The sequence below is a fragment of the Streptomyces kurssanovii genome, assembly GCF_040677245.1.
GTDB lineage: Bacteria > Actinomycetota > Actinomycetes > Streptomycetales > Streptomycetaceae > Streptomyces > Streptomyces kurssanovii.
In genome coordinates, this window is record NZ_JBFAQK010000044.1 from 17,391 (window position 1) to 31,819 (window position 14,429).

At 70.4% G+C, this 14,429-nt stretch carries 12 protein-coding genes; 1 reads left to right on the forward strand and 11 read right to left on the reverse strand.

Annotation, left to right across the window (positions count from 1 at the left end):
* Positions 1-87: 87 nt before the first annotated feature.
* From smc to AB0K36_RS25380, 3 genes are all read right to left on the reverse strand, one after another.
* Positions 88-3,687, reverse strand: a complete 3,600-nt coding sequence (gene smc, locus AB0K36_RS25370) for a chromosome segregation protein SMC (protein ID WP_364598553.1) — start codon at positions 3,685-3,687, stop codon at positions 88-90.
* A 189-nt stretch (positions 3,688-3,876) separates the two neighbouring features.
* Positions 3,877-4,095, reverse strand: coding sequence for a hypothetical protein (locus AB0K36_RS25375; RefSeq protein WP_005311394.1), 219 nt, complete (start codon positions 4,093-4,095; stop codon positions 3,877-3,879).
* 391 nt (positions 4,096-4,486) lie between these two features.
* Complete coding sequence (locus AB0K36_RS25380) at positions 4,487-4,768, reverse strand: acylphosphatase (RefSeq protein WP_307708502.1); 282 nt, start codon at positions 4,766-4,768, stop codon at positions 4,487-4,489.
* A 138-nt stretch (positions 4,769-4,906) separates the two neighbouring features.
* On the opposite strand from AB0K36_RS25380, the gene AB0K36_RS25385 reads away from it, so the two are divergent.
* Positions 4,907-5,851, forward strand: a complete 945-nt coding sequence (locus AB0K36_RS25385) for a CAP domain-containing protein (RefSeq protein ID WP_364598557.1) — start codon at positions 4,907-4,909, stop codon at positions 5,849-5,851.
* A 101-nt stretch (positions 5,852-5,952) separates the two neighbouring features.
* Here the strand turns inward: AB0K36_RS25385 and mutM are convergent, their stop codons facing one another.
* From mutM to AB0K36_RS25425, 8 genes are all read right to left on the reverse strand, one after another.
* Positions 5,953-6,813: a bifunctional DNA-formamidopyrimidine glycosylase/DNA-(apurinic or apyrimidinic site) lyase gene (gene mutM / locus AB0K36_RS25390; RefSeq protein WP_364598560.1), complete on the reverse strand. Its 861-nt coding sequence runs from the start codon at positions 6,811-6,813 to the stop codon at positions 5,953-5,955.
* A gap of 150 nt (positions 6,814-6,963) precedes the next feature.
* Positions 6,964-7,893 (reverse strand): ribonuclease III, encoded by a 930-nt coding sequence (gene rnc / locus AB0K36_RS25395; protein WP_364598563.1) that lies wholly within the window; start codon positions 7,891-7,893, stop codon positions 6,964-6,966.
* 19 nt (positions 7,894-7,912) lie between these two features.
* A complete protein-coding gene (rpmF, locus tag AB0K36_RS25400) occupies positions 7,913-8,086 on the reverse strand; it encodes a 50S ribosomal protein L32 (RefSeq protein ID WP_003965982.1) in 174 nt (57 codons plus the stop codon).
* Between the two features lie 2 nt (positions 8,087-8,088).
* Positions 8,089-8,694: a YceD family protein gene (locus AB0K36_RS25405; RefSeq protein WP_244258101.1), complete on the reverse strand. Its 606-nt coding sequence runs from the start codon at positions 8,692-8,694 to the stop codon at positions 8,089-8,091.
* Positions 8,695-8,860: 166 nt separating this feature from the next.
* Complete coding sequence (locus tag AB0K36_RS25410; protein WP_364598566.1) at positions 8,861-9,946, reverse strand: F0F1 ATP synthase subunit B; 1,086 nt, start codon at positions 9,944-9,946, stop codon at positions 8,861-8,863.
* Between the two features lie 94 nt (positions 9,947-10,040).
* Positions 10,041-10,523: a pantetheine-phosphate adenylyltransferase gene (coaD, locus tag AB0K36_RS25415; RefSeq protein ID WP_053556892.1), complete on the reverse strand. Its 483-nt coding sequence runs from the start codon at positions 10,521-10,523 to the stop codon at positions 10,041-10,043.
* Positions 10,524-10,549: 26 nt separating this feature from the next.
* Positions 10,550-11,134 (reverse strand): 16S rRNA (guanine(966)-N(2))-methyltransferase RsmD, encoded by a 585-nt coding sequence (gene rsmD, locus AB0K36_RS25420; RefSeq protein WP_364598569.1) that lies wholly within the window; start codon positions 11,132-11,134, stop codon positions 10,550-10,552.
* A gap of 53 nt (positions 11,135-11,187) precedes the next feature.
* The gene (locus AB0K36_RS25425; protein ID WP_364598572.1) at positions 11,188-14,391 is read right to left on the reverse strand and encodes a helicase-related protein; all 3,204 of its coding nucleotides are present in this window, start codon (positions 14,389-14,391) and stop codon (positions 11,188-11,190) included.
* Positions 14,392-14,429 lie beyond the last annotated feature (38 nt).

The following is a 14,429-nucleotide window of genomic DNA, read 5'->3' on the forward strand; positions in this document are numbered from 1 at the left end:
TCGAAGTCAATACCCTGATCCAAATCAGTGAGAGACCTCCCAGGGCAGCATTAGCTTCAAGTCTTGAAGAGTTGGCTGGGCGGCGCCTCAGCGAAGGCGCTGACTGATGACCTTGGAAACGCCGTCGCCCTGCATCGACACGCCGTACAGCGCGTCGGCGACCTCCATCGTCCGCTTCTGGTGCGTGATCACGATCAGCTGGGAACTCTCCTGGAGTTCCTGCATGATCCGGATCAGCCGCTGGAGATTGGTGTCGTCGAGTGCCGCCTCGACCTCGTCCATCACATAGAACGGGCTCGGCCGGGCCTTGAAGATGGAGACCAGCATCGCCACGGCGGTCAGGGACCGCTCCCCGCCCGACAGCAGCGACAGCCGCTTCACCTTCTTCCCGGGCGGCCGCGCCTCCACGTCCACGCCGGTGGTGAGCATGTTGTCCGGGTCGGTCAGCACGAGCCGCCCCTCACCGCCGGGGAAGAGACGGGAGAAGACGCCCTCGAACTCACGGGCGGTGTCCCGGTAGGCCTCGGTGAAGACCTGCTCGACGCGTTCGTCCACCTCCTTCACGACCTGAAGCAGGTCGGCCCGGGTCTTCTTCAGGTCCTCGAGCTGCTCCGACAGGAACTGGTGGCGCTCCTCAAGCGCCGCGAACTCCTCCAGAGCGAGCGGATTCACCTTCCCGAGCTGTTGGTACGCCCGTTCGGCCGACTTCAGGCGCTTTTCCTGTTCCGCGCGGACGAAACGCCGCGGCTGGTTCCTGGGATGTTCCGGGTCCTCCGGAAGCTCCTCGCCCTCGGCCGGCGGGGACGGGGGCACCGGCTGGTCGGGGCCGTACTCGGACACCAGGCCGGCCGGTTCCACGCCCAGCTCCTCCAGCGCCTTCGTCTCCAGTTGCTCGATCCGCAGCCGCTTCTCCGCGCCCAGCACCTCACCGCGGTGCACCGAGTCGGTGAGCTTGTCCAGCTCGGCCTTGAGGTCCCGGCCCGTGCTCCGGGCGGCGGTCAGCTCCCGCTCGCGCTCGGCCTTGGCGGCCTCGGCCGCGGCCCGCTCCGCCTCCGCCCGCACCAGCGACACCTCGACATGCGCCAGCAGCTGCCGGGCGCCGGCCGCGACGGCCGCCGCCACCTCGGCCTCGTGGCGCATCCGGGCGCGCCGCTGCTCGGCGCGCGCACGCGCCTCACGCTCGGCGCGCGCCCCCCGGTCGAGCGCGTCGGCGCGCCCGGCCAGGCCCTTGACCCGCTCCTCGTGCGTACGCACCTGGAGGCGGGCCTCCATCTCCGTCTGTCGCGCGTTGGCGCCGTCGGCGGCGAGCCGGTCCCGTACATGGGTGTCGGGCTCCTCCTCGGCCGGGGCCTCCTCCGCCACGAGCAGCCGCTCCGCCAACTCCTCGGCCTCCTCGGCCGCCCGCTCCAGCGCCTCCTGGGCGCGGGCGGCCGCCGCGGCGGTCCGTTCCGCCTCACCCGCGGCACCACGGGCCTGACCGGAGAGACGCCCGAGCCTGCCGGAGACCGCCGACTTCTCCCGGTCGGCGGCGCGCCTGCGTTCCCCCAGCTCCTCGACCAGCGACGCGCACTCGGCACGGCGGACGGTGGCCTGCCGCTGTGCGGCCGCCAGCTCCTCGCACTGCCGCGCCAGGTCCTCGAGCTCGGCCGCCGCCTCGTCGACGGAGGCCTGGACCTCGAGCAGACTCGGCGCCCCGGCGGACCCGCCCTGCGCGAAGTGCGCCGCGAGCACGTCTCCCTCCGCGGTCACGGCGGTGAGTCCGGGCCGTGCGCCGACCAGGTCCTCGGCGTCCTCGAGGCTGCCCACCACCACGGTCGTGCGCAGCAGCCTGCGTACGGCGGGCATCAGTTCGTCGGGCCCCCGGACGAGGTCCGCGGCGCGCCTGCCGTCCGCTCCCGACAGATCGTGCTCGGGACCACCGGCGGCGGATGTGGCGGATGTGGCGGAGGTTTCAAAGGTTTCGGAGGTTTCGGAGGCGAGCAGCAGGGCCGCCCGGCCGCCGTCCTGTTTGCGCAGCAGACGGATCGCCTCTGCCGCCGTGGCCACGTCGGCGACGGCCACCGCGTCCGCCGCCGCTCCCAGCGCCGCCGCCACGGGGATCTCGTACCCGGGCGTCACCGTGAGCAGTTCGGCCGCAGGGCCGAGCAGGCCCGCGAGGCGGTCACGTGCTCCGAGCAGCGCGCCCGTGCCGTCCTTGCGCCGCAGGCCCAGCGCCAGCGCGTCGCGGCGGGCCGCCACCGCGGCGCGCTTGCGTTCCGCCGTGGTGAGCGCCTCACGGGCCTCGCTCAGCGCGGCCTCCGCGCCGGCCAGTTCCCGCTTCGCGGCGTCGTGCCGGTCCGCCAGCAGGGAATCGTCGGAGTCCAGCGCGTCGACCTCGGCCTTGAGCTGCTCGTACTCCTCCTGCGCGGCGACGGCCCGCTCCTGCGCCTCGTCGCGGGCGGCGGCCAGCCGGTCGATCTCGGCCTGGGCGGACGCGGCGCGCGAACGGGCCGCGTTGACCTGGCCGCTCAGCCGGGCGAGCCCTTCACGACGGTCGGCGATGGCGCGCGCCACGTCCTTCAGGCGGCGTTCCTCGACGGCGAGCTCGCGCTCCAGTTCGGCGCGGTGCTCGACGGTGTCCTCCAGGGCACGTTCCGCCGCTTCGAGAGCGGCCTCCAGCTCCGCCTCCTGCTCACGGATGCGGGCGGCCTCACGCTCCATGTCCTCCGGATCACGGCCGCGCCGCTCCTCCACCGGCTGCGTCGTCGCGCTCTTGACGCGGGCGTCGGCCAGGGAGATCGTGCCGCGCACCCGCTCGGCGAGCTGGGAGAGCTCGTACCAGCTCTGCTGGGCACGCTGGAGCCGCGGTGCGAGCCGCCGCACCTCGTCCTCCAGGTCCGCCTCGCGGGCCAGCGCCGCCTTCAGCTCGGCCTCGGCCGCCTCCTTGCGCTGCTTGAGCGCGGCCTCGTCGGCGACCTCCGTGCGCAGCGCCTTCCGCATGCGTACGAGGTCGTCGGCGAGCAGCCGGAGCCGGGCGTCGCGCAGGTCCGCCTGGATGACGGCGGCCCTCCTGGCCACGGCCGCCTGCCGCCCCAGCGGCTTGAGCTGGCGGCGCAGTTCGTCGGTGAGGTCCTGCACCCGGGCGAGGTTGGCCCGCATCGCGTCCAGCTTCCGCAGCGCCTTCTCCTTGCGCTTGCGGTGCTTGAGGACGCCCGCCGCCTCTTCGATGAAGGCCCGCCGTCCCATGGGATCGGCGTGCAGGACGGAGTCGAGCTGGCCCTGGCCGACGATGACGTGCATCTCGCGCCCGATGCCGGAGTCGGAGAGCAGTTCCTGGATGTCGAGCAGCCGGCAGGTGTCGCCGTTGATCTGGTACTCGCTGCCGCCGTTGCGGAACATGATCCGCGTGATGGTGACCTCGGCGTACTCGATGGGCAGAGCGCCGTCGGAGTTGTCGATCGTCAGGGAGACCTCGGCCCGGCCCAGCGGCGGCCGGCCGGTCGTCCCGGCGAAGATGACGTCCTCCATCTTGCCGCCGCGCAGGGACTTGGCGCCCTGCTCGCCCATGACCCAGGAAAGCGCGTCCACGACGTTGGACTTGCCGGAGCCGTTGGGACCCACGACGCAGGTGATGCCGGGCTCGAACCGCAGGGTGGTGGCCGAGGCGAACGACTTGAAACCGCGCAGGGTCATGGCCTTGAGGTGCACGCCCCCGGACTCTACCTTTCGGTTGCGGTTTCACCCATGAAGGTGCAGGGCAGATCAGACGTTGAAGGAAACACTTCAGGAACTGCGGGGGGCGAAGGACGGGGCAGGGGCGGGAGCGGAAAAGAAAGAAGGGACGCCGAGGGCGTCCCTTGCATATCTTGCTGCGCGATGCCCTGGCGGACGCCGTGCTCAGGTGAGCGCGGGCTCCGCCCGAGGTACGTCGATGTCCATACCTTCGAGCAGCGACTCTCCGGGGTGCTGAGCGACGGCGGCGTTGAGAGCGTCGTTCTCGGACTGGATCCGTACAAGCTCGGATTCGAGGTCCTGGACGCGCTGCTGAAGCCGTCGCATCTCGGCGAGGAGTCGCGGGTCGGAACCGCCGACGTAACCGAGAAGCGCCTTTGCCATGATGGATGGTCCTCCACACTGAGTGACCGACCGAAGCGGTGTGGGTCGTGAGGGATTCGCACCCGCGGTGCTCGGCAGTCCTGGTTTTACTGCTTGCCGTGCTGCGGTTCTTGACTGCCGAACAGCTGAGGTGCGCGGGGCTTCCAGAGTCTCACCAAAAAGTTTGACGGTCAACACGATCACACCCCGTATCGACGGGCGGCCCGGGGGCATACGGCCGCTGAAGAGTGCGGCGTGCCTGACCTGCGGGGCCCTGGGGGCGTGACGATCATCTTTCCTGGCGCAGCCTGGCAGAGCAAGCCCTTCTTGGCAATCACCTGGGGTTTCTGCCGGCGGCCGGGCCTTCCGGGACCGGCGGGAGGCCGTCGGAGCGGGCTCGTCCCGGCACCCGTCAGCGGATGGCGAAGTCCGGGTAGCCGCCGCGGGGCGTGTCCCAGATCTCAGTGACTCCGTCGACGCGGCCGGGTGTGTCGTCGGAGCGAAGCCACTCCAGCAAACGGTGGCAATTCTCACGTGGCCCCTCCGCCACGACCTGCACCCTGCCGTCGTCCAGATTGAGGGCGAAGCCGGTGAGCCCCCCGATCTCCAGAGCGTTTGCCCTGGTGAACCATCGGAAGCCCACTCCCTGTACTCGGCCGCGTACCCAGGCGGTCAGCCGTGCGGTGTCGTTCATGGCTGCACGGTATCCGGCCGATTGCTTCTGCATCACTTCGGCCCCGGGCCGCATGGCGTACAGTCCGGACGCAATCAGCATCACTCGTACGGGTGAGTTCGTTGACGTTCGACGTCGTGCACCAGGAAGGCACAGCACATGGGTCGCCACCGACGCTCGGCCTCCGCGCCGGCCGTAACCGATCACGCGGCAGGCACGGCAGGCAGGCACCGTGGCGGTGCACGCCTCAAGAGGGGCCTGCCCGTACGCACCGGACTGCTCGGGGCCACTGCCGCGATGGCGGTCGGTGCCGTGGTCGTCACGACCGGCGGCCTGCCCGGCGGCGACGACAAGTACACCGTGGGCGCGGGCTCCGACGTCCGGACCGAGATGCGCACCGAGGTGCCGTCGCGGCTGCAGGCCCAGGGCGACGCGAGCGCGAGCCCCTCCGTGAGCCCTTCCGCCTCGCCGAGCCGCAGCGCGGAGCCGTCGAAGGCGCCCTCGAAGAAGGCCTCCCCGAAGCCGTCCAAGACGTCGAAGCCTTCCAAGACGTCTCAGCCGTCGAAGAAGCCCGTGTCGCCCAAGCCCTCGGCGACGCCGTCCAGGGAAACGACGAAGAGCCCCGGGACGAGTCGGAAGCCGGCCCCCGAGCCGACCCGCGAGCAGACGCGCACCCCGGAGCGCACGGTCGCACCGTCGAAGACGGCCGCCCCGGACACGTCGGCCGCCGCTTCCGCGGAGGCCGCGGTGATCGACATGGTCAACCAGGAACGCGCGAAGGTCGGCTGCAGCCCGATGAAGGCGAGCGGCACCCTGTCCGACCTGGCCCGAGCGCACAGCAAGGACATGGCGGCGCGCGGGTTCTTCGACCACACCAACCCCGACGGCGAGACGCCGTGGGACCGCGCGGAGCAGGCCGGCGTGAGCGATCTCGGCGGCGAGAACATAGCCCGCGGCCAGGCCGACGCCGAGGCGGTCATGAACTCCTGGATGAACAGCGAGGGACACCGCGCGAACATCCTGAACTGCGACTTCACGACGCTGGGCATCGGTGTCCACATGGCCGACGGCGGCCCTTGGTGGACGCAGAACTTCGGCTACTGACCCGGCCGGCCAGGACGCATACGGGAGTGCCCCGGACACCTGAGGTGTCCGGGGCACTCCCGTATGTACGGTCGTGCTCGCCCGGCGGACGGCGCCTGTGGTCAGGCGACAGGGCGCGGGGCGCGCTGGCAGCGGGGGCAGAAGTAGCTGGAGCGGTTCATCCACGGGCGGCGGCGCATCGCGGTGCCGCAGCGTCGGCAGGGCTCGTCCTCGCGGCCGTACGCGTCGAGGGAGCGGTCGAAGTAGCCGGACTCGCCGTTCACGTTCACGTACAGGCTGTCGAAGGTGGTGCCGCCGACGGCGAGGGCCGCGGTCATCACCTCGCGCACATGGCGGAGCAGTTCGACGGAGCGCGGCCGGGTGAGGGTCGCGGTGGGGCGCTCGTAGTGGAGTCTCGCGCGCCACAGGGCCTCGTCGGCGTAGATGTTGCCGACGCCGCTGATCAGGGACTGGTCGAGCAGGGCCCGTTTGACGGTGGTGCGGCGGGCCCGTAGGGCGGTGTGGAACGTCGCGTCGTCGAAGAGCGGGTCGAGCGGGTCGCGGGCGATGTGCGAGAGGACGTCGGGCAGGCCGTCCGGTGCGTTCTCGTGGAGGGACAGGCCGCCGAAGGTGCGCTGGTCGACGAAGCGCAGTTCGGTCCCGAGGGGATCCGCGAACCGGATGCGGATGCGCAGGTGCTTCTCGTCGTCCGCGTCCTGGGGCTGCACAAGGAGTTGGCCGCTCATGCCCAGGTGGCCGAGGATCGACGTGTCGGTGTCCGCGAGGGGCAGCCACAGGTACTTGCCGCGCCGGCACGCGTCGCCGACGGTCCTGCCGGTGAGGCGTGCGGCGAAGTCCTGCGCGCCGGGCAGGTGCCGGCGGATCGCGCGCGGGTGCAGCACCTGCACATCGGCGATCGTGCGACCGCTGACCCAGCTCTGCAGACCACGGCGCACGACCTCGACCTCGGGCAGCTCGGGCACGGGTCGGGTCTCCTTCTACGAGTCACATGGTGTTGCCCGCAGCGTACCGCCGGGCCATGGGCCGGTGACGGGCGGGAACAGCGGTGAGGCCCCCCGCCTGTGGCGGGGGGCCTCACCGGAACTGCTGTCGTGCGACGGAGCTCCGCGGAATCAGGCCGAAGCCCGGTCCGCGGGTGCCGGCTGCTCGTCCGCCGGTACCGGTTCGTCGGCCGGTGCCGGCGCATCCGCCGGTACCGGTTCGTCGGCCGGTGCCGGCGCATCCGCCGGTGCCGGTTCGTCGGCCGGTGCCGGTTCGGAAGGGGTGTCGGCGTCCCCTTCGTCCGTGGCGGCCCCGCTCTCGGCCGCGGCCTTCGCCGCTGCCAGGCGCCGGTCCGCGTCGGCACGGATCTCCCGCCATGCGGACTCCGCCGCCTGCTGCTCCGCTTCCTTCTTGCTGCGGCCGGTGCCGGTGCCGTACGAGACACCACCGACGCGGGCGGCAGCAGTGAAGGTCTTCTCGTGGTCAGGACCGGTCTCGGTGACCAGGTACTCCGGGACGCCGAGACCCTCTGCCGCGGTGAGCTCCTGGAGACTGGTCTTCCAGTCCAGGCCCGCGCCGAGGTTCGAGGACTTCTCGATGAGCGGGTCGAAGAGCCGGTGAACCAGCTCGGACGCCGCATCGAGGCCCTGGTCGAGATAGACCGCGCCGATCACCGCTTCCAGGGTGTCGGCGAGGATGGACGCCTTGTCCCGGCCCCCCGTGCCCTCTTCGCCACGGCCGAGCCGGATGAAGGAGCCGAGTTCGAGGCCACGCCCGACCTCCGCCAGCGCACGCGAATTGACCACAGCGGCCCGCAGTTTGGCCAGCTGGCCTTCCGGCAGGTCGGGGTGGGTGCGGTACAGCGTGTCGGTGACCACCAGGCCGAGCACGGAGTCCCCGAGGAACTCCAGGCGCTCGTTGGTGGGCAGACCGCCGTTCTCGTACGCGTACGAACGGTGGGTCAGCGCGCGCACCAGAAGGGCGGACTCGAGCTGATACCCGAGCCGCCCTTCCAGAAGCGTGTGGGACGAGGCATTGTCCGTCTTGTTGGACTCAGACATCGCGCCTCTCACCAGCCGCTCAGACCTCGAGGACCTGGCGCTTGTTGTAGGTGCCGCAGCTCGGGCACGCGATGTGCTGCAGCTTCGGCTCCTGGCAACGCTCACACGAAACCAGGGTGGGGACCGCAGCCTTCCACTGCGACCGGCGGTGGCGCGTGTTGCTGCGCGACATCTTCCGCTTCGGAACAGCCACGGCTACTTCTCCTGCTTCTCGTCGACGCCCGCTTCGGCGCCGCCCATGTTGTCCTTCTCGCCGTCCTGAACGGTCTCGGCGAGTCCCTGCAGTGCCGCCCAACGGATGTCGACGGCGTCATGGTGGTGGTCCGGGTTCTCGTCCAGCCTGACCCCGCACTCGGGGCACAGGCCTTCACAGGTCTCCCGGCACACCGGCTGCATCGGCAGTGCGAGCACCACCGCATCACGCAGCACGGGCTCGAGGTCGAAAAGACCGTCCTCGAGAAAGAGCCTGTCCTCGTCCTCTTCGTCGTCGGCAGGCTCCGCAGTGCGACTGCGGCCCCTGTCGTCGGCGTCGGGGTACGTGAACATCTCCTGGAAGTCCGCCGCGACCTCTTGGCGCAGCGGCTCCAGACACCTTACGCACTCCCCCTCGGCGGTCGCACGGGCGGTGCCTGTGACAAGCACACCTTCCATGACGGACTCGAGGCGGAGGTCCAGCTCCACGGGCGCGCCTTCCGGCACACCGATGACATCGGCGATGCCGAGGTCCTGGGGAGCGTCCACCGTGCGGGAGAGCCGCTGGAGCGCACCCGGCCGCCGTCCCAGCTCGTGTGTGTCGAACACGAGGGGATTGCGATGGTCGAGGCGCGTGCTCAGGGGACTTCCTGCTTTCGGTTCGTGGGAGGGGCCGTCCCGGTTCGTGGGGCGAAGCGGACAGCCGGGATCGCGATCTACGCGCGACCGAAGAACCAGGGTACTTCAACAGCCGCGATAGGCCCAATCCGGTCGGTCAGCGCCCCTGCTCGTACCGGTTCAGCTGTTCCAGGTCGATCATGCCGGTGTCGAAGAGGCTGGTCTCGTCCAGTGCCGTGCCCTGCTGGGGCGGCGCCTGCGGCGGCGGGGGCGGCTGCTCCCCGTAGCCGCCGGCATGGGCGGGGGCGCCTGTGGCGTACGGGTCGGGCTGGGCGTACTGCTGCGCGTAGCCCTGGTCCTGGTAGGCGGCGTAGGGGTCGGGCTGCTGGTAGCCCGCGTACGCCTCCTGCGGCTGGTACGTGTACGGGTCGTGCTGGGCCGGGATCTGCGGCTCTGGCTGCGGCGGGTAGGCGTACGCGTCCTGCTGCTCGCGCTCCGGCGCGGCGGCGGGGACGGGATCGGCGATCTCCGCGAGGCCGGCGAGGTAGTCCGCGTCGCTGGTGTGCTGGTGGCCGGCTGCGTCCTGCGCGGCCATGTGCGCGCCGAGATCGTCCGTGGCGATACGTCCGTGCAGCTTCTGGCGGCCGCGGCCGACCGCGTCGAGCGTCTTGGAGAGCACGGCCTCGAAGGCTCCGAGCTTGGCGTCGACGTACTGGTCGGCCCGCTGGATGAGGGTCTGCGGGTCGTTGCTGTGCTCCGGCGCGTCCTCGTCGGCGTAGCCGTGCTCGTCGAGTCCGGGTCCCCGGCCGAGGAGCTTCTCGCGGCCGCGGTCGACGGAGCCGATGGTCTTGGTGAGGACGACCTCGAAGTTGGCGAGCTTGGAGTCGACGTAGTCGTCGGCCTCTGCGCGGATCTCCTCGGCCTCGCGGCGGGCCTCGGCGAGGATGCGGTCGGCCTCGTCCTGGGACCGGCGGGCGACCTGGGTGTCGGAGATCAGCGAACCGCGCTCGGCGTGAGCGGACTCGATGATCCGCTCGGCCTCCCGGCGGGCCTCCTCGACGAGCTGTTCACGGCCGCCGATGAGCTCCTGGGCCTGGGCGAGGGAGCCGGGCAGAGCCTCGCGCACCTCTTCGAGCATGGCGAGCAGCTCGGCGCGGTTGACCACGCAGGACGCCGACATGGGCATGGAGCGGGCGTTCCCGACCGCCGCGACGATCTCGTCGAGCTTCTTCTGCACGTCCACCGTGGTTCGCCACTCTCTACTGCGGGTTGGAGACGGACGGGACGACTGTACGGGCAGTCCGTCCCCGCCCGACACCGGGTGACGAGTTGTCAGCTCAGCCCTTTTCCGCGAGCCGGCGCACGAGCGCCCGGTGGACGGTGTCGGGCAGCAGGTGGGAGACGTCGCCGCCCCAGGCGGCGACTTCCTTGACCAGGCTGGAGGAGAGGAAGCTGTAGGTGGGGTTGGTCGGCACGAACAGCGTCTCCACCCCCGAGAGGCCGTTGTTCATCTGGGCCATCTGCAGCTCGTAGTCGAAGTCGCTGACAGCGCGCAGTCCCTTGACGATCGCGGGGATGTCGCGCTCCTTGCAGAAGTCGACGAGAAGACCGTGGTGGGACTCCACCACGACGTTCCCGTACTCGCCGGTGACCTCGCGGATCATCGCGATCCGCTCGTCGACCGTGAAGAGTCCCTGCTTGGACTTGTTGATCATCACTGCCACATGTACGACGTCGTACAGCTTGGAGGCGCGGGCGATGATGTCCAGATGCCCATTGGTGATGGGGTCGAATGACCCCGGACAGACTGCGCGGCGCAACGGAAGTCCCTCGCTCTCCGGTCCGGTCATGGTGCGTCTTCGCACGTAGCGGCGGCGCGACCGTACCAAAGCGTCCCCTCGCCGTAGCGACGGGCCCGCAGTGGCGTGAAGCCCTTGGGCCAGTTGAATTCTCCGCCTCTGGTGCTGCGCTCCACGGTGACGAGGGCATCGTCCGCGAGCCAGCCCTGGAGGCGGAGTGTGAGCAGAATCTCGCGAAGATCGTCGTCCGTGACGGCGTACGGCGGGTCGAGGAAGACCACGTCGTAGGGGCTCTCCGGCACCGGACCCGTGACGATCTGTTCCGCTTTGCCGGTACGCACTTCGGCGCCGGGCAGGCCGAGCGCCCGCACGTTCTCCCGCACGACGCGGGCCGCGCGGGCGTCCGCCTCGACCAGCAGGGCGTGGGCCGCGCCGCGGGACAGCGCCTCGAGGCCCACCGCCCCCGAACCGGCGTAGAGGTCGGCGACGCGGATGCCGTCGAGGGTGCCGAGCTGCGACTCCCAGCTGGAGAACAGCCCTTCCCGGGCACGGTCGGAGGTGGGACGGGTGCCGGTGCCTGGCGGGACGGCGAGGCGGCGTCCGCCGGCAGCGCCGGCGATCACGCGGGTCATGAAGGGCCTCTCTTGAGCGGGCTCACATCCTCAAGTGTCTCAGCCCGAGTCTTTCAGCCCTTGTCGAGGTACTGCTCACGCTCCTTGTCGAGCAGGGCGTCCAGAGCGGTGCGGAGCTCGGGCAGCCGCTCGAGGTCCGGGTCCGCGCCGACGATGGCGACGGCCTCCTCGCGGGCCGCGGCGATGACCTCCTCGTCCTCGATGACGGTGAGCATCCGCAGCGACGAGCGCACCCCGGACTGGGCCTGGCCCAGTACATCGCCCTCGCGGCGCTGCTCGAGGTCGATACGGGAGAGCTCGAAACCGTCGAGCGTCGAGGCGACCGCGGCCAGGCGCTGACGGGCGGGGCTCGCCTCCGGCATCTCGGTGACCAGCAGGCACAGGCCGGGGGCGGATCCGCGGCCGACCCGGCCCCGCAGCTGGTGGAGCTGGGAGACGCCGAACCGGTCCGCGTCCATGATCACCATGGCGGTGGCGTTGGGGACGTTGACGCCGACCTCGATGACGGTGGTGGCGACCAGGACGTCCACGTCGCCGGCGCCGAAGCGGCGCATCACGTCGTCCTTGTCGTCGGGCGCCATCCGCCCGTGCAGCACCTCGACGCGCAGACCGCGCAGCGGCCCCTTGGCGAGCTGGTCGGCGACCTCGAGGACGGCGAGCGGAGGACGCTTCTCCGCCTCGTCCTCCGCCGTCTTCTTCTTCGGCTGCTCCTCGTCGTCGCCGATGCGGGGGCACACCACGTACGCCTGGTGCCCGCCCTCGGCCTCTTCACGGACCCGCTCCCAGGCCCGCGCCAGGAAGTGCGGCTTGTCGGCGGCGGGGACGACATGGCTGGCGATCGGCGAGCGGCCGGCCGGCAGCTGGTCCAGCACGGACGTCTCGAGGTCCCCGAAGACGGTCATCGCGACCGTACGCGGGATGGGGGTGGCGGTCATGACCAGCAGGTGCGGCGGCTGCTTCCCCTTGGAGCGCAGGGCGTCGCGCTGCTCCACGCCGAAGCGGTGCTGCTCGTCGACCACGACGAGGCCCAGGTCGTGGAACTGGACCTTGTCCTCGATCAGGGCATGGGTGCCGATGACGATCCCGGCCTCACCGGTCACCAGGTCGAGCAGCGCGTGCCGGCGGGCCGCGGCGCCCATGGAACCGGTCAGCAGCACGACCTTGGTGCCCTGCTCGGCGCCTCCGAGCATCCCGCCCTCGGCCAGCTCGCCCATCATCTCGGTGATCGAGCGGTGGTGCTGCTGGGCGAGGACCTCGGTGGGGGCCAGCATCGCGGCCTGGCCGCCCGCGTCGACGACGGCGAGCATGGCCCGCAGCGCGACCATCGTGTTGTGTGTGACGGTGAAATGGTCGGTGACATACGCGTGGCTCGGGTGGGCAACGCTGATGCACTGGACGGGCTTCCTGCCGACGTACTCCACCCCGCGAATTCCGCGACGGAACGTGTTGGACTTCGGCCGGATGCGCAGGCGGTTCGCTTTGCGTGACAGCCGGAACGGTGTGTATTCCTCGGGCAGAGCAACGGAAACGCTGAATGCGTCCCTCTTCGGCAGGACCCGGGCCCTTCCTCCCAGGGATCGCACCAGCCACGCCACGCCGTCGGCCAGCCGCCGGGACGCCGAGCAGAAGGAAATGCTCAGCCCCTCGGCGTCGAGGGTGCCGTCCGTGTCCATGAGTCCTTGCAGGACCGCCAGTCGGTTCTTGATCGAGGCATTCTTGTACGGCTCCGGCACGAACTTCTCGTGCGCAGTGACACCCCACAACCCCATCTCACGCAGCGAATCAATGAGGGGGTTCCGGCGGGTTCCGCCCCTTGGCGCGGTCATGCGGAGTGTGAAGTCGTAGCGTGACCCCGGCACGGGCACCAAGTGACACTCGGGGGCGATGGCAGCCCGCACTGCCTCGAGGATCTCCTCGTCGGCACTGGAAACACGGAGATTGTGACGGAATGATCCGTCTCCCAGGAGAACACCGAGCAGGTAAGGGTCGACCGAAAGATCCACACCGCTGTCGAGGTCGACCGGGGCAGCAGTCGGCAGATACCACTTCGACGACCCGTTGGCCTTGAACGTGTCGTGCCTGATCTCCCTCGTGGTCATGGTCCTGGGCTGCTGGCCGCGGTACCAGCCGCAGCTCGTACCGACGATCCACAAATGCTCGTCATCGCATTCGACGGAACTTCCGTCCGAGAGCACAAGGCGCCAGACGTCACGCTCGCCTTGAGGAAAGACGCCATCCACGACAGCGACCTCCCCGGACGGGACGACCACATCGTCGCCGCGGGCGATATCGCCCATCCGGCGATAACCGCTCGGCGTCAACACCAGGGAATCGAGGGGCTGTGCTTTGCCGGAGCCGACTTCTCCTTGAAGGAGGCGGTGCATGGGGTGCTCGGTCGCGAGGTCGTCGAAGATCTCCTTGCTGACCGACTGCTGGCCTTCGGTGAGAGTGAAGGGCAGTTCGGCGTCGAAGGCGTCCAGAAGCCCGCCGGGCACGGGGCGCCGGGCCACCGCGGGGAGCTGGGTGTCGGCGTACCGCCTGCGGGCGAGGGCGACCTGGAGGACGAACGCCTCGTCCCACTTCAGCCGCTCCCTGGCCGCCTCGATCTCCGCCTTGGTGCGCGGGCGGTGGATCATGCGCAGGGCGTCGGGCAGGGTCGCCATGCCCCGGCCCTCGCGCAGCGCGGGCGGCAGCGGGTCCACCGCCTCCGCGGCCCGGTCCAGCACCGCGTCGACCGCCTTGGAGATCTTCCAGGACTCCAGCTGCTTGCAGGCCGGGTAGATCGGGATGAGCTGATTGGCGAAGGCGTCCACGGCGTCGGCCGCGCTCGCGCCGCCGCTCAGCGGTTCGTACGCGGGGTGGGAGAGCTGGAGCTTGCGGTTGAACACGGACACCTTGCCGGAGAACATCGCCCGCGTGCCCGGCAGCAGGTCCTTGTGCGGCTTGTGGACGCCCTTGCCGAAGAAGACCAGCTGAAGCCGGCCGCTGCCGTCCGTGATCGTCACCTCGAGGCGCCTGCCGCGCCCCGCGTTGAACGTGTGGACCCGCGCGTCGGCGACCTGGGCGACCACGGTGACGTGCTCGTCCAGCGGCAGCTCGGACAGGGACGTCAGCTCACCGCGCTCCGCGTACCGCCGCGGGTAGTGGTGCAGCAGGTCACCGAGGGTGTGCAGATCGAGATGCTCGGCCATCACCTTGGCGGTGGCGGCACCGAGCGTCTTCTTGAGGGGTTCGTCGAGCGCGGACACGCGATCCATTGCACACCACTCCACCGACAGTCGTCGCACACCTGTTG

Bases quoted from the DNA above. Each gene is read 5' to 3' on its own strand.
- AB0K36_RS25375 (WP_005311394.1), bottom strand. From the start codon at position 4,095: ATGGCAAAGGCGCTTCTCGGTTACGTCGGCGGTTCCGACCCGCGACTC.
- AB0K36_RS25380 (WP_307708502.1), bottom strand. From the start codon at position 4,768: ATGAACGACACCGCACGGCTGACCGCCTGGGTACGCGGCCGAGTACAG.
- AB0K36_RS25385 (WP_364598557.1), top strand. From the start codon at position 4,907: ATGGGTCGCCACCGACGCTCGGCCTCCGCGCCGGCCGTAACCGATCAC.
- rnc (WP_364598563.1), bottom strand. From the start codon at position 7,893: ATGTCTGAGTCCAACAAGACGGACAATGCCTCGTCCCACACGCTTCTG.
- rsmD (WP_364598569.1), bottom strand. From the start codon at position 11,134: ATGACCCGCGTGATCGCCGGCGCTGCCGGCGGACGCCGCCTCGCCGTC.
- AB0K36_RS25425 (WP_364598572.1), bottom strand. From the start codon at position 14,391: ATGGATCGCGTGTCCGCGCTCGACGAACCCCTCAAGAAGACGCTCGGT.